At 47.8% G+C, this 21,439-nt stretch carries 21 protein-coding genes; 15 read left to right on the forward strand and 6 right to left on the reverse strand.

Annotated features, from left to right (window positions below):
- Window positions 1-56 precede the first annotated feature (56 nt).
- Window positions 57-1,799 (reverse strand): helix-turn-helix domain-containing protein, encoded by a 1,743-nt coding sequence (locus C7B65_RS20150; RefSeq protein WP_073074518.1) that lies wholly within the window; start codon window positions 1,797-1,799, stop codon window positions 57-59.
- Window positions 1,800-2,161: 362 nt separating this feature from the next.
- On the opposite strand from C7B65_RS20150, the gene C7B65_RS20155 reads away from it, so the two are divergent.
- From C7B65_RS20155 to C7B65_RS20180, 6 genes are all read left to right on the forward strand, one after another.
- Window positions 2,162-2,995: a lysozyme gene (locus tag C7B65_RS20155; protein WP_073074517.1), complete on the forward strand. Its 834-nt coding sequence runs from the start codon at window positions 2,162-2,164 to the stop codon at window positions 2,993-2,995.
- A gap of 57 nt (window positions 2,996-3,052) precedes the next feature.
- Window positions 3,053-3,874 carry a C39 family peptidase gene (locus C7B65_RS20160; protein ID WP_073074516.1) on the forward strand — a complete coding sequence of 274 codons (822 nt, stop codon included), beginning with the start codon at window positions 3,053-3,055 and terminating at the stop codon, window positions 3,872-3,874.
- A 102-nt stretch (window positions 3,875-3,976) separates the two neighbouring features.
- Entirely contained in the window at window positions 3,977-4,129 is a 153-nt protein-coding gene (locus tag C7B65_RS28000) for a hypothetical protein (protein WP_181314456.1), read from the forward strand.
- Window positions 4,130-4,287: 158 nt separating this feature from the next.
- Window positions 4,288-5,322 carry a lipase family protein gene (locus C7B65_RS20170; protein WP_073074514.1) on the forward strand — a complete coding sequence of 345 codons (1,035 nt, stop codon included), beginning with the start codon at window positions 4,288-4,290 and terminating at the stop codon, window positions 5,320-5,322.
- 304 nt (window positions 5,323-5,626) lie between these two features.
- On the forward strand, window positions 5,627-5,986 hold the full coding sequence (locus C7B65_RS20175) for a hypothetical protein (RefSeq protein ID WP_073074513.1): 360 nt from the start codon (window positions 5,627-5,629) through the stop codon (window positions 5,984-5,986).
- Window positions 5,979-6,626, forward strand: coding sequence for a hypothetical protein (locus C7B65_RS20180; protein WP_073074512.1), 648 nt, complete (start codon window positions 5,979-5,981; stop codon window positions 6,624-6,626). The genes C7B65_RS20175 and C7B65_RS20180 overlap by 8 nt, the downstream gene beginning before the upstream one ends.
- 62 nt (window positions 6,627-6,688) lie before the next feature.
- Here C7B65_RS20180 and C7B65_RS28005 read toward each other — a convergent pair whose 3' ends face one another.
- Window positions 6,689-6,850 carry a hypothetical protein gene (locus C7B65_RS28005; protein ID WP_181314457.1) on the reverse strand — a complete coding sequence of 54 codons (162 nt, stop codon included), beginning with the start codon at window positions 6,848-6,850 and terminating at the stop codon, window positions 6,689-6,691.
- Window positions 6,851-6,885: 35 nt separating this feature from the next.
- Here C7B65_RS28005 and C7B65_RS20185 point away from each other — a divergent pair, with 35 nt between their 5' ends.
- Window positions 6,886-8,007 carry a catalase family protein gene (locus C7B65_RS20185; RefSeq protein WP_083583159.1) on the forward strand — a complete coding sequence of 374 codons (1,122 nt, stop codon included), beginning with the start codon at window positions 6,886-6,888 and terminating at the stop codon, window positions 8,005-8,007.
- 705 nt (window positions 8,008-8,712) lie between these two features.
- On the opposite strand, the gene C7B65_RS20195 is transcribed toward C7B65_RS20185, so the two are convergent.
- Window positions 8,713-9,135 carry a fasciclin domain-containing protein gene (locus C7B65_RS20195; protein ID WP_073074510.1) on the reverse strand — a complete coding sequence of 141 codons (423 nt, stop codon included), beginning with the start codon at window positions 9,133-9,135 and terminating at the stop codon, window positions 8,713-8,715.
- Window positions 9,136-9,211: 76 nt separating this feature from the next.
- Complete coding sequence (locus tag C7B65_RS20200; RefSeq protein ID WP_073074509.1) at window positions 9,212-10,525, reverse strand: branched-chain amino acid ABC transporter permease; 1,314 nt, start codon at window positions 10,523-10,525, stop codon at window positions 9,212-9,214.
- A 246-nt stretch (window positions 10,526-10,771) separates the two neighbouring features.
- On the opposite strand from C7B65_RS20200, the gene C7B65_RS20205 reads away from it, so the two are divergent.
- The 3 genes from C7B65_RS20205 (at window position 10,772) to C7B65_RS20215 (ending at window position 13,075) form a co-directional block, all read left to right on the forward strand.
- The gene (locus C7B65_RS20205; RefSeq protein WP_223257467.1) at window positions 10,772-11,011 is read left to right on the forward strand and encodes a hypothetical protein; all 240 of its coding nucleotides are present in this window, start codon (window positions 10,772-10,774) and stop codon (window positions 11,009-11,011) included.
- Window positions 11,008-11,310: a cytotoxic translational repressor of toxin-antitoxin stability system gene (locus C7B65_RS20210; protein WP_181314458.1), complete on the forward strand. Its 303-nt coding sequence runs from the start codon at window positions 11,008-11,010 to the stop codon at window positions 11,308-11,310. Before C7B65_RS20205 ends, C7B65_RS20210 begins: the two co-directional genes overlap by 4 nt.
- Before the next feature lie 178 nt (window positions 11,311-11,488).
- Window positions 11,489-13,075, forward strand: a complete 1,587-nt coding sequence (locus tag C7B65_RS20215; protein WP_073074507.1) for a glucose-6-phosphate isomerase — start codon at window positions 11,489-11,491, stop codon at window positions 13,073-13,075.
- 3 nt (window positions 13,076-13,078) lie between these two features.
- On the opposite strand, the gene C7B65_RS20220 is transcribed toward C7B65_RS20215, so the two are convergent.
- A complete protein-coding gene (locus C7B65_RS20220) occupies window positions 13,079-13,963 on the reverse strand; it encodes a prephenate/arogenate dehydrogenase (RefSeq protein ID WP_342353013.1) in 885 nt (294 codons plus the stop codon).
- A gap of 64 nt (window positions 13,964-14,027) precedes the next feature.
- On the opposite strand from C7B65_RS20220, the gene C7B65_RS20225 reads away from it, so the two are divergent.
- Window positions 14,028-15,581, forward strand: coding sequence for a pentapeptide repeat-containing protein (locus C7B65_RS20225; protein ID WP_073074505.1), 1,554 nt, complete (start codon window positions 14,028-14,030; stop codon window positions 15,579-15,581).
- A gap of 20 nt (window positions 15,582-15,601) precedes the next feature.
- Here the strand turns inward: C7B65_RS20225 and C7B65_RS20230 are convergent, their stop codons facing one another.
- The gene (locus C7B65_RS20230) at window positions 15,602-17,452 is read right to left on the reverse strand and encodes an APC family permease (RefSeq protein WP_073074504.1); all 1,851 of its coding nucleotides are present in this window, start codon (window positions 17,450-17,452) and stop codon (window positions 15,602-15,604) included.
- A 222-nt stretch (window positions 17,453-17,674) separates the two neighbouring features.
- Between C7B65_RS20230 and C7B65_RS20235 the strand changes: the two genes are divergently transcribed.
- From C7B65_RS20235 to C7B65_RS20250, 4 genes are all read left to right on the forward strand, one after another.
- Window positions 17,675-18,280 carry a DUF1517 domain-containing protein gene (locus C7B65_RS20235; protein WP_073074503.1) on the forward strand — a complete coding sequence of 202 codons (606 nt, stop codon included), beginning with the start codon at window positions 17,675-17,677 and terminating at the stop codon, window positions 18,278-18,280.
- 77 nt (window positions 18,281-18,357) lie between these two features.
- The gene (locus C7B65_RS20240) at window positions 18,358-19,194 is read left to right on the forward strand and encodes a hypothetical protein (RefSeq protein ID WP_244913250.1); all 837 of its coding nucleotides are present in this window, start codon (window positions 18,358-18,360) and stop codon (window positions 19,192-19,194) included.
- A 302-nt stretch (window positions 19,195-19,496) separates the two neighbouring features.
- Window positions 19,497-21,026 carry an ATP-dependent DNA helicase gene (locus tag C7B65_RS20245; RefSeq protein WP_073074501.1) on the forward strand — a complete coding sequence of 510 codons (1,530 nt, stop codon included), beginning with the start codon at window positions 19,497-19,499 and terminating at the stop codon, window positions 21,024-21,026.
- 59 nt (window positions 21,027-21,085) lie between these two features.
- Window positions 21,086-21,298 (forward strand): DUF2839 domain-containing protein, encoded by a 213-nt coding sequence (locus C7B65_RS20250; protein ID WP_073074500.1) that lies wholly within the window; start codon window positions 21,086-21,088, stop codon window positions 21,296-21,298.
- Window positions 21,299-21,439 lie beyond the last annotated feature (141 nt).

The raw sequence follows: 21,439 nt of genomic DNA on the forward strand, positions 1-21,439 counted from the left end.
ACGACAAAAAGGGGGATGATTTTGTGAAGATTTCTAGAAGTGTCGGACTCTGCCGCCTAACAGCGGCGCGGGAACCCCTTGTACATCCCCATATCTGAAGCTAGGGGCTTTAAGGGTTCCCGAACCCTCCGTTCCGGTAAGTATGTTTGGCGAATCGTTAGATTTGAGAAGTCACGATCGTGTAACGTGCTCTCTGCGTCGCTCAAATCACTGTGCAGTTGCCAGAACAAATTCAGCAAATTCCCGGCTCCATAGCCACTTTCCAACAATTCGTTGTGTGGAGCAACTAATAGACGGTTGAGGTGATTTTCGAGGTTCTGCTGATTTTCAAATGCTGACAGCAGCTTGTCTTTAACAGGTTGCAGAATCAAACGGATTTGGGCTTCTCGAATGTAATCTTTTGCTTGCGCCTTGACTAAAGCGTAACGGTTGAAGAAAGTCAATTTGTGAGCAGAAATGTCGTAGTAGAATTGTCTCACCAACTGCTCGGTCAGATATTCCATCACCACAGGTTGTTGGGAGAAACCAACAGCATTGATCTCTATGAGACTTCGTGCCTGCAATGACGATAAAGCCTCTAACAATTTCCGCTGTGAGACTTTGGGCACAATGTCATCTCGCAATTCCTCCAGTGTCACCTGTTCACGGGAGATCGCTAACCAGTACATCACCTGCTGTTCTAAATCTGAGAGACGGTTGAACTGCTGGTCGAGTAGCTCACTAATGTTGCCAAAGACAACCGTTCCCTGCGTCAAGAAAGCCTCAATATTGCCGTCAAACAGCGATCGAATGGTTGTGGCTGCAATTTTAAGTGCCAGAGGGTTGCCGCTATAGTGTTCAATCAGTGGTTGACAGTTTGCATCGAATAATCCCTTCTCATTCAGAATCTTTTGTCCTTCTAAGAGTGGCAGCCCCGTTAATTGCAGCGATCGGACAGGTAGAGTATGTCCTTCTCGAATGCTGACTTCTGCTGGCTTCTCTCGACTAGTCAACACCAAACAACTTTGATGCCGCCCATCACTCACCCGTTCAAGCAGTTGACTATAAGATTCGTAGCCTTGACGATAGCGTCCAGTCCGTTCACCGCTCTGAAGAATTGATTCCACATTGTCCAACACCAGCAAACAGCGATGCTGGCGCAGATAGTTCATCAAGCACGAAATCTGGCTGTCAACCGATTCTGGTAACTTCACTTCCTGCTGATTTGAGAGCAAGGAAATCAGGTCGGCTAACAATTCTTGCAGCGATGGAGCATGACGTAAACTGCGCCAAATTAGATAGTCAAACTCGTTCTGCACCTGCTCGGCTAATTTGACAGACAGAGACGTTTTGCCCATTCCACCCATGCCCAGAATGGTCACTAAACGGCAGCGATCGTGCTGAATCCATTGGGTTAGTTGAGCTAATTCGTGGGTGCGATCGTAAAAGATAGAAACATCGATCGCTTCGCCCCAGTCTTGATGAGAGGTGAGGTGTGGGGTATATGTAGCATTGTTGTGCATAGGAGTATAGGTATTTCCTCCTACCTCTTCATTGTTCGATCGCTGCTGCCTCATGACTCGCTTCAGCACAACTTGAAAGTCGCGCCTCGTCACCTTCTCTCCCAAGATATCAGAGAGCAGTTTCCAGAGGTCAGAACCTGTATCCTTGATGTAACCAAGGCTGTAATCAAACTGTTCGGCAATCTCTTTATAAGACTGACCTTCCCATGAGTGCCGAAACACAACTTCCTGAACTTTGCTTAACTGTCCCTTTGGTAAAACCTGCTCAATAAGCTCTAGTCCTTTTTCAACGGTCACGACCCCAATCTCCTCAGGCGAACGGACTCAATGCGGTAGCAGAACAAGTGCTCTGCTAGATTTTTGGTGTTGTAGCGATCGACCCCTGATTTCTTCCAGTTGAGTTACCCGCTTCCAAAGCCGAAATTTATCTCTATGAAGAGATTCAGCTTTAGAAGCCTGCCTTCCGGCAAATTTCTCAGTAATTTTTCTCAACCTGTTTCTAAATTTAATCAGGCTTGCTGGTAAATTTGCTGGTCTTTATCTGACTTTTATCCGACCTTTATCCGACCTTTTCCCGACTGACGAAGGTTATGAACGGAAGCTAGATTACATTCAGCAGAACTCAATGTGTTTCAGTACAAGAATCTGGAGATGAAGCTATGGCAACAGTAACGACACAAGGTCTCGACAGAAGTTCTCTGTCTGAAAAAGAAAGCCATGCCTTGGATATTTTGGTGAATCTACCTGTCGATAAGTTCAACACACTCAAGCAAAGATTGGAGTTAGATGTACCTGGAGTCGTGGGTCGCACCACATTAGATAAGTTCATTCAATTTTGCGACGGCAAAGGTTTGGATTTCTCAGCGAATGGAGTAAGTGCTTTCAAGGCTGCACGTAAGCTCGGTGATTCTGGAGTGCTAAAGGGTGTCATCGGTCCACAAACGGCTGGGATTTATTTTGATGTCCTAATGGCAACTCAGGCTTTTTCCTCACAGAGCCGAAGGATTAACCAGGCAGGGCTAGATCTCATCAAAGAATTTGAAGGTTATCACCGTGGGGTATTTCAATCGGGTCCCCAAAAAGGTCAGTCCGTCCCAGATGGAAATGTAACAGCCTACTTTGATCCTGTTGGTGTTGCAACAATTGGATTTGGAAACATTGATTCTGTAAAGCCAAGTGATGTTGACATCAAAGTCATCACACTTCAGGAGGCAGAAGATCTGCTCAGACGCGATTTGGCAACGGCTGAAGATGCAGTAAGTGAGTTGATTACCGTTCCATTAGACGATAACCAGTTTGCTGCTCTTGTTAGCTTTACTTTCAATTTAGGGGCAGGAACTCTGGAAGCTTCTACCTTGAGAAAGCTTCTGAACGATGAAGACTATCAAGGAGCAGCCGATCAAATCCTCCGTTTCGTTTTTGGCGGAGGGGAAGCTCTGCCAGGTTTAGTTAGAAGGAGAACTGCGGAGAGAAAGCTGTTCTTGTCTCCCTAAATCTGCTTATTCGTCTAACTGCATTTGTCCAGTCACAAAGATCGATGGAGAACAACTATGTCACGACTTAAAATTCTTCAAGACACATTTCTCAAGCAAAGCCCGGAGCAAGCTTCTACACTTCCTGATGACGAGAAACAATTTCTGACTGCGGGAACAATTCTGGCTCTTCATTCAGAGTCAGATGCCCCTAACAATCACATCAAAGTTGCCTTCAAAGATACTGCATTCAAAGGGCTAAACACATGGTTTGCTTTCGCAGATCACGTTGATGTGATTGCAGACACAGTTAAATTAACCGTGACTACTTCACTAGCATCTCAAGAAGAACCGTTCCCAGCAGAGGTTAGGCTTGATGTTAAACATCTCGACCAACTTGATAATCGTTTTGCACCAACAACTACATGTAACGTTACCTGCTGTGCAATGATTCTTCAGTTTCATGGAATCAAGCAACGTAAACAAGGCGCTAGTTTTGAAGATGAATTGTATCTATGGATAGAGAGTCAGGGTTTAGATCGCTACAATCATACACATCTAGTTAAACTCCTTCAAGAGTATGGTCTTGAAAATGAGTTTGTAACTACAGCAACCTGGAAAGAAATCAAGCGGCATCTTGCTAGTGGCAATCCCGTGATCTGCCCAGGAGATTACACTCCTAGTGGACACATTATCGTTCTCTCAGGCTATAACTCCGAAGGATTTATCGTTCAAGATCCAAACGGAGAAATCTTCTGGTCACCCGGCAATGATCCTTTCTACGAGCACAACTCAGCAGCAGAGCCACACCGGGGTGCTAATCTAACCTACTCATACGATCTGATGAATACGTTAGCTGGTCCTAACGGTAGAGTATGGGCGCATTTTCCCCGAAAGTAATAGTTGTGTAACTATTGCAAACCAAATCTGCGATCGCTCTTTATCCCTCAAGGAGTTGAAGAGCGATCGCACTCAACAAATCAACCAACAGGAGATTTCATCATGGATAAACTCATCCAAATGATTGTTGCTCATAAAGGACAATCAACAGACTATCGGATTGTCATCAAAGGTGTTCATGTATTCCCACTCGGTGTTGAACTGGACATCATTCACTTGCCAAGTAATGAGCATGCGACGTTAGTTGTTCCATAAGGGGCAATTAGAGTTTTACGATCGCTCTTCACCAATTAACAAGTTGAGGAGCGATCGCACTCATCCTCTGCATTGATTGAGTATTGGATAGATTTGCGATCGTCACTTGTGATCAAAATCAACAATGTTCACACACATACGCTACGGAATTCTAACTCATGAACAAACTCCAAATTCCTGCAAACTCCGAATTCGACTCCCTTCGAGCAATGGAACTTGCCAATTTGATTGAGCGCGCCTATCAGCAGTATGACTCTCATCAGGCAGGTCAAACCTGGCTACCTGACCCTGGACAAACAGGAGTGTTAACAGGCTCTACAACGCTCAATCTTAATGCGACTGATGCACAGACCGGAAAAGTCGAATACAAAATCCTCAATACATTTTACTACACGGGATTTTGGATGCTGCAACCTGAAAAAGTGCCCTTTGGCTTCATCGCTCAACGACAGCTTGAGAACGGCACCTTTGAGATTTTTGTTGTATTTAGAGGAACACAGAAAGAGTCAGAATGGATCAGCGACTTTCAAAATAGACAAGTTCCGTTCCTGTGGGACGAAAACTTAGGATGGGTTGGTCGAGGATTCAATAAAATCTACACCCGTCCTAATGCAGAACATCCTGAATTTCTTATTTCACCAGTCGAACACGCCTCAATAAGCAAGGTTGTTCTCGATACACTGAGCGCCTGTTCCCCAGGTTCTCAAGTATTCGTGACAGGACACAGTTTAGGCGGTGCTTTAGCGACACTGGCAACGCTTCATATAAAAAATGCTACAAGCTTCAAACAACCCACTCTGTATACATTTGCCAGCCCCAGAGTAGGCGATCCAACGTTTGCTGCCCATTTCACAGGTTTGGAATGTTTCCGAATTGCTAACAGTGAAGATATTGTTCCCACTGTGCCACCAGCAACTACTAAGCTCATTGGAGAAGATATGCTCAAGCCTGAGTTTCGTGGTCAGGTTAACGATGATGATGCAAGTGATGAAGAAATGCTGAGTCGGCTTTCTCCTGGAAGATTTGAAACAGCCAAATCTCTGCGGCAGCTTGAAACTCGATTTCTTACCAATACAGTGCCACGCAAACAACTATATCAGCATATTGGAATGTCGCTGTACTTTACTGATCAGCGAGGTAGTGTTTCCTATAACCATAATATGGCTAAGACTTATCGTGAGGCTTTGCCTTAAGGGAATGCTTGAGTTGAAACTAGCGCGCGATCGTCACTATCTTTAAAGAAGAGCAGTTAAGTTAAGTCATTCTTCTCTGTGTGAGTGGCAATGTTGGGGTTCCTTTCGCCAACCCAACCTACACAGCAGACTCAGCTAAAGAAAGTGTGTGATCGCTCTTCACCAATTAACGAGTTGAAGAGCGATCACCCCTACCTCAAATTCACGAATGGTTATCAGCTCAAATAGAGATTAAAAAAGCGAGTAAGTGCTACCGCTTATGCAATAACCAGACAAGTTTTGTCATACAGAGAGGAGGCTTTAAGTGAACATAGAAGATGGATTTTCCAGTTTATCTGCAATTATGCAATTTGAGGTTTGGTTCTTGTTAGTAAGTCTGGCATCGTTGATATTTTACTTGATTTTGACAGGAAAAATCAACACAAAAGGTCTGTTTCTTGAGGGAAATAGGAGCCAAACTTACAGTTGGGAGAAAGCTCAAGTGATTATTCTCACGCTGGCATTTGTTGCTTACTATTTGATTCAGGTTAAATATAGCCTTCACTCAGGTGAGCTACCAACGATTCCTCCAGAGTTTCTCCTGATATTAGGTGGAAGCAACCTCATTTATCTCTGGAATAAACTCTTCTCGATTTTGAAAGATAGGAGAACATCGCGTGTTTAATATATCTATTTCTTCAGCTTTTGCTTTTTTAGGACTAGCGATCGGCTGGATAGTTGCTCTCTTTATCCTAACTTTGGAGATCCTCATTTTACAGTTTATCTGGGTGGGAACAAACAGTAGACCGAAGTACGACAAGGAAAGAAAGGAATGGTATAAGCCCAAAGGAATTAATCTTGAAAAAGTAATTAGTGACGAAAAAGGTGATGCAAGTCTGGCACGTTTTCAGTTTCTAATTTTTACCTTCATCATTTCCATGAGCTTAGTCCTAATCATTGTTAGCGGACGGGACGGGCCTGCATTTCCTACAAAGATACCCCCAGAGATACTGGGTTTACTAGGTATCAGTAGTGCTTCGTATGTACTTGCAAAGGGAATTCAGGCAGGTCGAGATGTGAACTTACAGGAGAACAATCTCGCGGAGTCGCCGGACGGTTTAAACAAAATTCCACCGCCAAATCAAGCTGGAGCTACTGTTTCTCCCGCTTCAACAGAGCCTCAACCTAGAGTAGACATATTTGTTCATCTGCCTTCGGCTCAAATTACGGCTGATGCCACCAACCAAACCCCATCTCCAGAGCCAACTGATCCAAATGACACTCATGAAACCTCCGAGAGCGAAGGGACTGTTAGCAAAGCGTGAGGGGTTTGCAATCAAAGTGTTTTTTCTAACCCATATCATCGTCGCTGGCATCTACGGTGCCGCTACGATATAACCGTCAATTCTAGTGTTTCAAAAGCTCCCTGCTGCCGTTGCTTTGCTTCTAGTATGGCTAGAACATCACGGTTATGCAGAATTGATATGAGCAACTGATGCGATCGTTCTCCATAATTAGACAAAGCGCGATCGTCCCCTTCACCCTTCATTTCAACAAGTTTCTGAAATTTTGAGGACTCCGTTTATGCGTTTAGCACTTTACAAATGGCTGACACTTATCAGCTTTGTTTTGTTCATCGGCTTAATCCCATTCACAAATCCTGCTGTTGCGGCAACCAGTACTGCAACAGTATTGAGTGATAATGCTGCTGCTGATGTAATTACTAAAGACATCGAGAAGTCAGCAGAGCCAGGATTACGAGCACAGCACCCAAAAGCACACGGGGTTGTTTGGGCAGAATTTACCGTTGAGCCTAACCTGCCAGAAGATCTAAAAGTTGGTGTTTTCAAAGAACCTGGGAAAACTTTCCCCGCCTGGGTTCGTTTCTCCAATGCCGTAGACAAAGACGATACAAAAAATGGTGTTCACGGCATGGCAATCAAGCTGATGGATGTCGAAGGCGAAAAAGTATTGCGGGATGAGAAAGATGCCAAAACTCAGGATTTCATCTTAGTGGATCATCCAGTTTTCTTTCTTCGTAATGCTCAAGATTCTGCTGATTTCTTCAATGCTTTGGCTCAGTCTCCCGGTAAGCCTCCACTCAAGTTCTTCTTTTCTGGAGCAAATCCACTCAAGTGGCATACTCATGAACTCCAGATTCTGATGGCAATGAAGCAAAAGAAGATTGACAGTCCGATCGCGACTCAGTATTGGAGTACAACTCCCTATCAACTGGGTTCAATGGCAGTCAAGTTTTCTACAAAACCTACTAGTTCTTCAATAGAGCGATCGGCTAACAAAACGCCAGACTATTTGCAGACCGCAATGGTTGAGCAACTAAAGACTCAAGACGCATCCTTTGATTTTCTAATCCAACGACAAATTGATCCGGTCAAAATGCCCGTTGAAGATCCAACGGTTGAGTGGAGCGAAAAAGAGTCGCCTTTCCAAAAAGTTGCAACGATTAGAATTCCTCGCCAAGCGTTTGATTCCCCTGAGCAAAAAGCGTTTGGCGAGAGCCTATCCTTTACTCCCTGGCATTCTCTACCTGAACATGCTCCCTTGGGAAGCATCAACCAGGCTCGCAAAATCATTTATCAATCACTTTCAGAGCAACGTCACCAATTTCAAAGAGTGGCTTCTCAAGAACCGACTCTGCAATCTTTTACTCCTTCGTTGTTGAATTCTGACGATCGCCCTTCATGAGTTAACGTGAATTTGATGAAGCTTTTCGCTGCGGTTGCAAATCCGGGCTGCCCCCTAAATCCCCCAATTCTGGGGGACTTCAAGCCCAGAATTTAGTGTTCAAAGTCCCCTAATTTTGGGGGATTTAGGGGGCTGAAGCGCTGAAGAACGAAGCGAAAGAACTCATCGAACTCACGTTAAAGAGGTGCGATCGCCTCTTTAACAAAGAAATATAAGGGTACATCACCCAGGTTAACCATTCAAATATTAAGAGCGATGATGGCTGTCAATATCAATCCCAATGAAATTTGGAAGTTGATGAGGTTTCTAGATCAATACGGTAGCTCAAACATGAATGACTATCAGTTTGTACTTGATCCGAGTTTTAGAGGACTGAACTTGAAGGTCGATTTAAGTGTTACATACCTACCTCAAAATAAGACGCTTACAGTGACTCTCGATCCTTAGCCAGTTTAAGTGGGTGAGAAGAAGCGGCAATCTATTGCTAATGATGATGGCAATCATGTATCGACTCAGTGAGGACGGTAGACATTGCTTAAAGAGTTTTAGCAGCAAGTGCTTCGGTTTGTCAGTCAGTAAATATTCAAGCCTTAAAATCTAAGGAGGTTCATCATGGTTACAGTTGCAAGAGTTTCTTAAAAGAAAACAATTTAGCAAACATCTCCAACGATGGAGCAGATTCACTTGATCCATAACCACCGATGCTCATAGTCGTTCTGCTGCCAATAGCGCGGGCATTAATACAGCATCAATGACATGAATCACGCCGTTATCAGTGAGAATATCGGTTTGGGTGACTAAGGCATCATTGACATGAACCCCATTTTTTTGATCGACCGCAAGGATTGACCCCTCGACAGTAGGTGCTTCATCAATTTGGGCTAGGTCGTCCGATCGCACGTCACCAAACAAGACGTGATAAGCCACTACCCGCTTAAGCTTGGCAGGATTGTCTAGTAAATTGTGCCGCAAATCTTCTGGCATTTTTGAAAACGCCTCATCGGTCGGTGCCAGCAGAGTAAAAGGCCCAGGCTGTTCTAGGGTTGGCTTTAATCCTGACTTCTCAACGGCTTCTAACAGTTTTGTAAATGAGCCTGCATTTTTAGCGGTTTCTAAAAGACTTGCCATTGTGAAATCCTTTCAAACTAATTCCTCTTCTAGAAATAGAGGCAGTAGGCTTAAATTTCATCCTTCAAAGGTCAGGTTATCGTCCTAGCGTTAGTTCATCTTTGTTGCCCAAAATTCCTTGGGGTCGCCAGAGCATCAGTAAGATCAGCAGCAAACCAATCAGCATGATTCGCAGTGCCCCAATCTGATCGGCAGCTAGAGGAACGAACTGATCAAGCGATCGAGTCAGCGTGGTGTAACCCCAAAAAATAGCCGCTCCTAGCAAAGTCCCGCCGTTACTTCCGGCACCCCCTAGCACCACGATCGTCCAGGCAGTAAACGTCAGATCCGTCTCAAAGCTTCTCGGATAAATGGTGCTGAGTTGCCACGCGAGAAATGCTCCGGCGATTCCGGCAATAAACCCGCCCAGCATAAATGATTGCAGCTTATAGGCAAATACATTCTTGCCTAACGCTTTGGCAACTTGCTCGTCTTCTCGAATCGCTTTAAGAACTCGTCCCCAAGGCGATCGCACCAATCGTTCTAGCGCCCAAAACGTCACTGCCAGGACAATCACCGACAAAAACATTAGCCCATTCCGAGCCGGATTCTCACTGTAGTTGTAGAGCGCGATCGCACTGACGACATAAAGGCAAAACCCGAAGAGGGAGAGCACGATCGTAGACAACAAAACTGCCCCAGCTTCCCAGGCAGGCAGTTTGGGTAGAGTGCGGCGGGCAACCCCCTGATAGAGCCAGACAACTGCTGCCAGCGATGCAACTAGCAAAGCGCCTTGCAGCCATGCGGGTAAAGCATTCGCGACTTTTAGATTGTGAAAGACTGTGCCAATACCGGATAAAAATAGTGCTAGAGAGCTTGAGTAAGCGCCCAGAACCAGAACACTTTTAACCAACAGAGAGGATTCTACTCGCTTTGTTTGCTGTCGTGCCCACTTCCACAGACTGCGAAGCGCTAGACCCGCGATCGCTGTGATCACTGCAATCATTCCCCAGCGAGTCAAAATCGTCGGTCGAGTCAGACCCGCGAGGGGCAAAGCATAGCCCTGTACGCCGAAGGAGCCACGAGTCAACCATTCTTCATTTAGTGCGACTAGACGCACGACTTCAGACACGCCGATCGTCACGATCGCCAAATAATCTTCTCGCAATCGCAGCGTTGAAAAGCCAATTAACAACCCCAGCAGCGCTGCTACGGCTCCCCCAATCAACACTGCCCAAATCAGCGGCACCCCCGCCAAACTCAGTAGCACTGTGGTGTAGGCTCCGAGTGCCAAAAATGCCGCGTGTCCAAAGTTGATTAAGCCCGTAAACCCCCAGTGTAGATTTAGACCCAAGCTAAACAGCGCGTAGACTGCCGTGAAAACAATGAGCGAGACGAGATAACCGACCATAGAAAGGGGAATGGAGAATTAACTGAAATCGTACCGCACCAAGCGACGCGATTCGTATCTGTTGCGACGCTTGCAATCTTTTCTGACCGCGATATCCGATAAAAAATTGGGCACTCTCAAACTCAGGACTTACGCATTTTGACCAAAACCTCGGAGGTTTAAGCCCCTATGTTGGTCACGATGCTTGATTCTTGGTTAAAACTTCCGAGGTTTGCGTAAGTCCTAAAACTATCAGAATTGCCGATCGTGGCTTCAGTATGTACCATTATGAACCTGTTTCGCAGTCGTGCTCATCACCTTATTGACAACCTCTCTGATCAGGAAGTAGAAGGCTTGTGGATCGAGTTAGAAACGCTTTATCACGATCTCTATATGCTGAAAGCAGTAGAAGCTTCGCAGCATACTCACCGCCCCGGAGACACGCTGACCCGTGAAGATGCTCTGCGCTTGCTGCCCCTGATCCATTCCTCTTCGCGCGCCTTATGAAAACTAATAAATCAGGCTCGATGGGTGGACTGTTGCTTCCAGCGAGGCTTGAAGTTCGTTACGATCGCATCTTTCTAATCGATCTGAAAAGCCTCGAATCCTCTGCGTTTCAAAAAATTCAGCAATTTGTCTTTGGCGAGTTTTTTCAAATCAATCAGCTTCAAGATTTACACGAGTTTCAAACGCTCGGCTCTAGCCAAATTCTCTATCGCTTTACCCTCGACAGCTATTTGATCAGCATCGAGATCACGGGTCAGATTATTAAGTTCTTGCGAATTTTGCCAAAACCGAATATTTGAACCGCGATCGACAACCGCTTCGGCAATTCTCTCAAATGCTTGATATTAAAGAATATCTATACTATCTATTGCTCGTTCTCTAGTCCATATTCTTAAATTTCTCCCTCAAGTTTTTCGCACCTGGTCACTAGCCCCTATAAACTGTTGGGTGGCGACCTCACAAAGGGCAAAGGATTTTATGAACTCGGCTGCACTCTGGCAACGCTATCAAGACTGGCTGTACTACCACGCAGGGTTGGGATTCTATCTTGATGTCAGTCGGATGCGGTTTGATGATGGGTTTGTTCAACAGCTAAAACCCAAATTCGACCAGGCATTTCAGGAGATGGCGGCACTAGAATCTGGCGCGATCGCCAACCCCGACGAAAACCGTATGGTCGGGCATTACTGGCTCCGTGACCCCGATTTGGCTCCGAGCGACGACTTTAAGCGAGACATTGAACAAACGATCGAGGATATTGAATCGTTTGTCCAGAAGATCCACTCTGGCGCGACTTGTCCGCCCCAAGCTGAGAGATTTACTGATATTTTATCGATCGGCATTGGCGGCTCGGCGCTAGGGCCCGAATTTGTGGCCGAAGCGCTGTCTCCTGACTTGCCGCCAATGGGCATTCATTTTATTGACAATACCGATCCCGCAGGCATTGATCGGGTTCTGGCGCGAATTGGCGATCGGCTCAACAGCACTCTAGTTCTAGTGATCTCAAAATCGGGCGGCACCCCAGAACCCCGAAATGGCATGATCGAAGTTCAGCACGCCTTTAGCACCCACAATTTAGATTTTAGTAAACAGGCAGTTGCTATCACGGGCAGAGGCAGCAATTTAGACAACGTGGCCAAGTCTCAAGGCTGGCTCACCACATTTCCAATGCACGACTGGGTGGGCGGACGGACTTCTGAATTTTCAGCCGTGGGCTTAGTCCCGGCGGCTCTGCAAGGCATCGACATCCGCGCTATCCTAGCAGGTGCCAAAGAAATGGATGCTGCCACTCGTCTACCTGAGATTAAGGGCAATCCTGCGGCGCTGTTAGCCCTCGCATGGTATTTTTCGGGCAACGGCAAAGGCGAGAAAGATATGGTGGTGTTGCCTTACAAAGACAGTTTGCTGCTGTTTAGTCGCTATCTTCAGCAGTTGGTGATGGAGTCGTTGGGCAAAGAGAAAGATCTCGACGGCAACGCGGTCTATCAAGGCATCGCGGTTTACGGCAACAAAGGATCGACTGACCAACACGCCTATGTTCAGCAATTGCGCGAAGGAGTGCCAAACTTCTTCTTAACGTTCATTGAAGTGCTGCACGATCGCACCGGGCAGTCGATCGAAATTGAACTGGGTGTCACCTCTGGCGATTATCTGTCTGGGTTACTTCAGGGCACCCGTCAGGCACTCTACGAAAATCACCGGGACTCCATTACGGTCACGATCCCCGAAGCCAATGCCCACAATGTTGGGGCACTGATCGCCCTCTATGAACGAGCAGTCGGGCTTTATGGCTTTCTGATCAACGTCAACGCCTATCATCAGCCCGGTGTCGAAGCGGGCAAGAAAGCCGCCGCCGCAATTTTAGACTTGCAGCGCAACGTCGTGCAGGTTTTGCAAGCCGAAAAAACGCCTCTACCGATCGCAACCTTGGCGCTGAGAGCAGGTGCCCCCGATCAAATTGAAGCGGTCTACAAAATCGTTCGTCACCTTGAGGCAAATCAACGCGGAGTCAAGCTCTACGGAAATCTGGCACAGCCTCAAGGTCTGACGGTTAGTAGTCTCTAGGGTTCATTTCATAAACTTAGGTCGGGCTGCCTGGTTCTGTTGAAAGGTTTCCTCAAGAGTTGTCCAGTTTTCATGATCAATTTCGTGAATTATGCGATCGAGCTGTTCTCGATAAACCAACAGCGATCGCAGCACTTCTGCTCGGTTGTATCGTGCCATCATTAGCCCTAATTCTGGGTTGCCTCCCCCGACTCGACTGGTGTCACGAAAACCAGAGCTAGCCAAAGCTTGAGCGAGTTTGATCACATCGGGATCAGCCTCACTTAAACAGGCAGCAATCAGACTGGCGCTGACCATTACGGGCAGATGAGAAATCCAGGCGACGGCACGATCGTGCGCTTCAGGCTGACATCGATGGAGACGAACCTGCAACGGACGCAAAATCGATTCGAGCAGAGCGATCGCGTCTGAGGGCGTTGTCTCAGTCGGTGTTAGCACATAAGGGTTTCCTGCAAATAAGCCGTGTTGTGCCGCTTCGATGCCGCTTTCTGTAGTGCCTGCCATCGGATGTCCGCCGACAAAGTTACGCCATAGGGGAGCGATTTCTTGGACGATCGAGGCCTTCACTGACCCGACATCCGTTAATATTGTTTCTAAAGAAATATGCGGAATGAGTTGAGAAACTGTTGATCGCATGTGCGCGATCGGGGTACAAATAAAAATCAGATCTGTATCGGCTAACAGCGCTAAATCTGTGGCGGCTTCATCTGTTGCGCCCCTTGCTACGGCTATTTTACACGTTCTCTCTTGACGGCTGACTCCTAAGACTTGATGCCCTAGCGATCGTAAATCCAACCCCAGCGATCCTCCAATCAACCCTAGACCCACAATCCCAATTTTCATAGTCATTAATTCGCCTTGACGTGTAGTATCCAGGCTAATTCTGATCTAAATTTGGGTACGTTAGCACCAAGCCATCTCGCAATTTTTGGCACATTGGTCAGAAACTTAAATGAAAGCTGAGGAAGTTTTAGAACAATACACTGCTGGGTCACGAGAGTTTTCTGCTCTTGACTTGAGAGAAATTAACCTGAGCGGAGCAAATTTGAGCGAAGCGAGTTTTAGTCGTGCTGATCTGAGTGTCGCAAACCTTGCAAGCGCTAATCTAAGCCGCACCAATCTCAGTCAGACAAATCTCAGCGCCGCCAAACTCAATAGTGCTAACCTTAGCAAGGCAAAACTTAACCGTGCGATCCTCAACGTTGCTAATCTGACGATGGCTGACCTGCGAGAAGCCAGCCTCGTGCAAGCAGAGTTGATCAAGGCAGAAATGACACGATCGGACATGAGCGGGGCTGACTTACGAGGAGCCAATTTTAGTAATGCAGATCTTCGAGATGCCAAACTGCGCTATGCCAACCTCAGTCAAACGAATCTGAGTCGAGTCGATTTGCGTCATGCCATTCTGACCGAGGCGAATCTAGAGCAAGCCAATTTAACCAGCGCCGATCTGAGCAGTGCTGATCTCACAGGCGCTAACCTCAGTCAGGCAGAGCTTCGACAAGCAAATCTCAGCCGTGCCAATCTGCAAGGGGCAAATTTGTCGGGTGCCAATCTTCGCTGGGCTGACTTGGGCGGTGCTAATCTCCGTTGGGCTGACTTGACGGGTGCAAAAATCAGTGGTGCAAACCTGACAGGAGCCGATTTAAGCTACGCCACTTTGCTCAACGCTACGCTGGTGCACGTCGATCTTACCCGTGCCAATCTAGCAGGAGTCGATTGGTCAGGAGCCGACCTTAGTGGTTCTACTATGACGGGTCTCAAACTGCATGGCGTGTCTCCCTTTGGCATTAAAACGACTGGGGCGACCTGCCGCTGGATCGATCTCAGTCAAAACGGGGATCAAAGCCAGATTTATACATTCGCGACCGACAATTGCCAAGAATATTTTAACGAAACGCCCCCGATCGTCCAGATTGTGATCGACGATCGCCTGAACACAGATGCCAACTGTGCGTTAGCCGTCACTTATCAGCAGGTGGCTCGACAGTGTGGCTTTTTGGCTCCTCCGCCTGAAATCGAAGTCCATTTACGCCGGACAACGTTGACGTTTCGGTTAGAGCGCGATGAACAGCTATTGATCACCGCTTATGTTGCGATCTTTCCGTTTGAAGATCACAAGATTACTCAACAAACGTTGATGGATTTGCTGCACCAGATCCCCACCCAACCACTCAGTCAAGATGCTGGACAGATTCGGCAGTTTCAGCAGCTTGTGACTCTGTTGGGTCAGCAAGTGCAGCAAGTCAACGCTGTTAAACTGTTGCAGTCGATTCCGATCGCGCTCAAAAAAATGCAGTTTTTTCAAGCGCCTACCAAAACTATCCTGGTCAATTCTAATAATCAACAGTTGACGCTCTATCACAACCCTAAGTTTGGCAAACACCCGATCGCCACGGCTCAATCTGACGAAGTTCTCAATGTGCTGAAGCAGATTCAGACCTTTAAACCGCCATCGACTGAGGCAGCGATCGAGTTTGTGAAGGGCTTTCATCCCAGTCTCTAGAGACGTTTCTTGAACTTTCTCTACAGGTAATATCTCACGGTCGTAACCACCCGACTTTTCTTAGTTCGCAGGGCTGCCTTGAGAAATAGCGTCGTCTGATTGTGCAAAACGCTCTCCCACCAGCGGCGTGGCACAAAGGCAGGAATGATAATCGTAGACAGCACCCCAGGATGTTGATCCTCAAAGCTGCTGACAAAATCTAAGATCGGCGTGACCACCGATCGATAAGGCGACTCCAAAATGTGGAGATCAATATCAGACTCTAACTCTTGCCATCGAGTTTGCAGTTTCTCGCGGTTGGTCGAGCCAGTGTCAACGTGAACCGCAACCACCTCATCGCCAATGCTGCGGGCATAGTCTAACGCCTCGACGGTGCCTCGGTGAAGTTGACCCACCACAACGATCGCCGGATGAGTTGCGTTCGCGCCTTTAGGTCGAGCCATATAGCTTCGGGGTGCCAACTCCTGAATGCTGAGGCGGCTTGCTACATACAGATAGTGCTTGCGAATGCTGCCAAAGAGCCACACCAATAGCGGAATTGCAATCACGACCACCCAGGCACCGAGCGCAAACTTTGTCAAAACCACGACGACTAACACGATCGCCGTGGCGATGGCTCCTAGCCCGTTCATCAAGGCGCTGGCTTGCCACCCGCGACTTTTGCCCTTATACCAATGGATGACCATCCCGGCTTGAGAGAGGGTAAACGAAGTAAACACGCCCACTGCGTAAAGGGGAATAATCGCCGTAGTGTCACCCCGAAAGACCACGATCAGCACGGCAGCACAAATACTGAGCAGCAAAATTCCGTTAGAGTAGACGAGGCGATCGCCCAATAGGGCCAGTTGCCGAGGCAAAAATCCGTCTCTGGCCAAAAAGTAGCAGAGCCGCGGAAAGTCTGCATAGCTCGTGTTTGCCGCCAACAGCAAAATCGCCGGGGTCGCAAACAAAATCAGGAAATAATAGAGGGGTGAAATCCCAAAAATTTGACGACTCAGCAGCGACAAAACCGTTTCTGACTCGCTGGGCACAAGCTGATAAATGTGAGCCAGATAAGTAATGCCCAAAAACATGGCACCTAAAATAATTCCGAGATAAAGCAATGTTTGACGCGCATTAATCCACTCTGGTGGCTTAAAGGCCAGCACTCCATCTGAGATGGCCTCGACACCTGTTAACGCGGTACACCCAGCAGCAAAGGCTCTCAAAACTAAAAACAAACCCAGTTGCTCAGTTACCTTATGAACCGTTTCGCCAGCCGAGATCGGAGTCAACTGCCCAGTAGCTTGATTGAACAGCCCCACGCCAATCAGCACAAAAATGCTGACGATGAAGGCATAAGTCGGCACCATAAAAATTCTTCCTGACTCTTTCACGCCTCGCAAGTTAGCCAGCATGATCAGAAAGATTGCAAATAAGCAAAGCTCGACGGTGAAAGGGCGCAGAAACGGGACGGCAGACACAAAGTTATCGATCCCGGCTGAGACGCTGACCGCAACGGTGAGGATGTAGTCAATCATCAGCGAGGCACCCGCGATTAACCCAGGCAGCAGCCCCAGATTGCCACGAGCCACGATATAAGATCCGCCGCCTTTGGGGTAAGCCCGAATCGTCTGACGATAAGACAGCGTAACAATGATCAGCAGCAACACGATCGCCAACGAGATCGGCAGCGAAAATCCGAGAACGCCTGCGCCAGAACCCGCCGCAACTAGAACGAGGAGCGTTTCTTGAGTTGCGTAAGCTACTGATGAAAGTGCATCTGAAGAAAGCACTGCCAGTGCAGCAGCTTTGGTTAATCGTTCTTCGTCATGGGCACTGGTCGGGAGAGTTTTGCCCAATAAAAACTGCTTGACTTGCGAGAAGCTCATGGAGAGAAAGCACCTTCAATTTTGAAGAGATAAATTGATCAACGTTAAATGCTCGAAAACTCATTCTTTGAGACGTTGCGATCATAGACCAGATAGAGGGGTCGATCGCTGATTCTATGCGCGATCGCCGCAGCCGTCTAATCTTCAGATAGATTCAATCTTGTCTGGAGATAACTAGACTAAAGATGTCCCTCTTGAAATAGCTGAAGGGTCAGGCAAAAAATGAGTTCACTGCGCGATCGGTTTAATCAATTTACAGGCAAAAATCGGTTTGTCGTCTGTCGCCTATTCATCCACCTCGCGGGCAAAGAAGTGGCTCCATTGCTGGGTGTGCTTAACCAGGCAGCGCGGCAAGCAGTTGAGGCAGACGGTGATATGCAGGTTTTGGGCGAAGGACTGGTCGAAATCTGTCAAAGTCTGCTGCAATATCAAACCTATTGGCAGTCTGCCGCCAATGAAGGCGACGTGTTTTGGAGCGAAGGTGAAGCCGGGGACTATGTGAACGAATTGTTTACTGACTCTGCTCAACGCTATTTGAGTGCGCCCGAACTGGAAGATGCGTCTGGGCAACCTGTTGATCCCCTATCTCTGCCTGTGACTCAGAATTTGATTGTGATGATCACGATCGCCGCAGAAGGTGAGGTTCCGGATCTGGAAACCGACCTTGCGAGCATTCGGGCTTTAGAGGCAGGATTGAAGGGAGTGATCAATCTCCACTATCAAGAACGGTTACAGGCGATTCAGGTGCATTTCTCCCCGGCGCGACTCGGTGAAGAACTCGACCCTGACCAGCTTCTAGAGTTCTTTCCAGAATTGATTCCTCTATAGCAAACGGTTAGTTTATGACCTCGCCACTATTCACTACCTTTTTTAGGTCTATGTTCCGCCGACTCTTACTGCTTTCTATGTCTGCTGCTTTGTGCTTGACAACGGTTAGCTGCGGTTTCTCTGGAGATTCGCAGGCTAATGGGCAGGGCAACCGTTCTGCTAACACCCGCACTGAGCAGACTCGCCTTCCTGATGGACAATATTCGGTTCAGCAAGCGACTTATAACGATGGAGACGGAGAATACACCGTTATGCTGCTGGACACAAAACCAGGTGTTCCCTCTTCCTTCCGCACTCAAAACCTGCCGCTGGCTCAGTTGACTCCTGATGAAGTCAAAGCAGGGCAAAAAAATTATCTCAAAGTTGAAAACGGTCAGCCGTCGCTCCACATTCCCGAAGACTTTAAGATCGAATATGTCCACAACGTCGCTGAAAATGTGACTAACCCTCAAACTGGGCAAACCGAAACGCAGATCGTGCGCCAAGAGCCGAGTTTTTGGACTCCTTTCGCAGGATCGGTAGCCGGAGCGGTAGCAGGACAAGCGATCGGAAGTCTCCTCTTCCGACCTCAATACTACGTTCCTCCTGTTTATCAGTCTGGTCGTCCGCTCACTGGGTTTGGGGGCTATGGCAGCAGCTATAACCAAGCCGTTAACAGCTATCAGCAGCGCTATCAAGCTCCTCCCGCCGCTGTGCGAAACCGCCAAGTCTTTCGCTCTACGGGGCGCATCAACACGCCGTCTTATCGCAACCCTGGAGTCAGCCGCCCCTCAATTGGGAACGGTCGTCCCACGGGTTCTGGCTACGGCTCTAGCAATTTGCGCCGCTCTACAGGTTCTACTCCCAGTCGCGTCAACCGTCCTAGCTCTTTTGGTAGTGGGCGATCGCGAGCAGGCAGCAGTCGCAGACGATAACCCCTCATTCGTCCCTCATTCTTTATTTTCTCCCTGTGGCTGAATTAATCTCCGCAGGGTTTTTTATCGGTATGTCAGAATGGTCACTAGAGAGTCGATAACCAAGGCTCCCTGACCCATACCGAGGGGCATCCGGGAAAGCGGGTTAAAGCTTAAAGTCTGTGGAGCGAACGCAAGACCGAAAAACTCCTTGAGAGTGGAGGCAGTTGCAATGAAGCAGAAATCTAAATCGTGAGATTTAGTGAATCACTGTTCCTTTAGGTCGGTGAGAATGTCAACTAGTACGACATGAGTTCAAACCTGTGATTGAGGTAGAAGTTCATCAGCAACTCCGCGCCTTTCTGCGAGAGCAGGGCGAACCCTATTGGTCGCATCATCTGACGATGGCGCGGCTCGTTGCGCGGGCCCTGCGGATCGGTCGCAGTGCGTTAATTCAAACCGGGGCACCTTCTGGCTATCATGGGCGCTATCGTCTCAGCTATCTCGTGCCGATTTTGATGTGGAAAGGATCGGTGATTGTGGTGGCTCCTGAGTCGGTTCAGCAACGGCTGTTGATGGTCGAGATTCCGCGTCTGCGGCAGTGGATTGATACGCCCAAGCCAATTCGCACGGGCGATCGCTGGGTTAGCCCCGATTTTGAAGGAATTTTACTCACCACTCCAGAAGCCTGGTTAAGCGATCGCCTCAATGGTGAAGGCAGATTTCCGACGGGCATTCCGACGATCGTCGATGGCGTAGATGACCTCGAACGCTGGGTGAGAGATCAACTGACGATTAATCTGCAAGCCTCTGACTGGAATGATTTAATGTTGGCGTGTCCTCAACACACTGACGAGATTCGAGATGCACGAGTTCAACTGACGAAAGCGATTTTTCATCACCCTGCCAACCCTTATGAGTGTTATCTAATCGAGCAGCCCGAACAAGAGATTCTCGATGCGCTCCATCAAGTTTTGCCGTCTTCTCTACCTGTTAATTGGGAGCATTTTTTCAGACAAGCTCAAACTGAAGGACAACTCGTTTGGGCAGTGATCGCTCGCCAATTAGGGCAGTTTTCCCTCCATTGTGCCCCGACCGAAATTGCTTCGAGCTTGACTGATATCTGGTCGCAGCAACCCACTGTTTTAATCGGTGGTGCTCTAGATCTCGATTCAGACGCAGCGACTTATCGCCAAAAAATAGGTTTGAGCGATGATCTAACCTGTTTAAAGTTTTCGCTCGATCGTCAAGATGACCTAATTCAGCTTTACCAGCCAGAAGGCGTTCCGATGCCCAACACGCCCCAGTTTCAAGGGGCATTGCTGCAAGAACTGCGATCGCTGCTCAGTGCTAGCACGGCGGTGCAAGGGCTGTCGGTGATTTTGATCGGAGATATGCCTCTCAAAGCCCAAGTCGGAACCGTGTTGGCATCAGAGTTTGGCTCTAGAGTGCAAGTAGAGCGCACCTGTCTTGACGACAACGGCATTTTGGTCACGGGCTGGGAGTTTTGGCGAGAGCATCAGAGCGTGTTACCTGCTCCGCATTTGTTGGCGATCGCGACACTGCCCATTCCCTCACTAGAAAATCCGTTAGTGGCGGGGCGGGTGGCTTATTACAAAAAACTTCGGCAAGATTGGTTTCGGCTCTATCTGTTTCCAGAAGCATTAAGCGAGTTGCAGCGAGCGATCGCCCCGGTTCGTGAGTGTCAAGGGGTTGTAGCGCTGCTGGATAGTCGCGTCATTCACCGCAGCTATGGCAATCAAGTTTTGGCTGCCCTTAGCCCTTTAGCCCGCATTAACTATCTGGATGCCAGTTTGTTTACCCATTTTCACACGACGAGTTGGCAAGACTGAAATTGGCACCCAGAAACGCTATTATCAGGAACGAAACCTTCAATTAAAAGCAAAAAGCAATGGGAGAAGCAAAGCGTCGTAAAGAATCTCTGGGCGAAAACTATGGCAAAGAGCCTAATATTTCTCCCTGGTTGCCAGTGACCAAAACTCAAGCACAGCAGTTTGTGCAGTGGTCTTCCACAGGTGCTTGGATCGGCATTGTCGGACTTGTGGCAGCGTGGATTACCATCCGTTTCGTTGGCCCTCTATTTGGCTGGTGGCAAGTTGACTGATTAACGAGGAACTTTAGCGATTCCAAATCGTCCAGAGACTCTTAACGCTACAAAAATTGTGCCGCATCCGCAATTCTATAAAAAACCTAAAAAATTGAGAGATTTGAGCAAACTTGTGCGTATCGATACTTTGTGATTTTG

Origin of the sequence: Phormidesmis priestleyi ULC007 (assembly GCF_003003695.1) — a bacterium.
GTDB lineage: Bacteria > Cyanobacteriota > Cyanobacteriia > Leptolyngbyales > Leptolyngbyaceae > Phormidesmis_A > Phormidesmis_A priestleyi_A.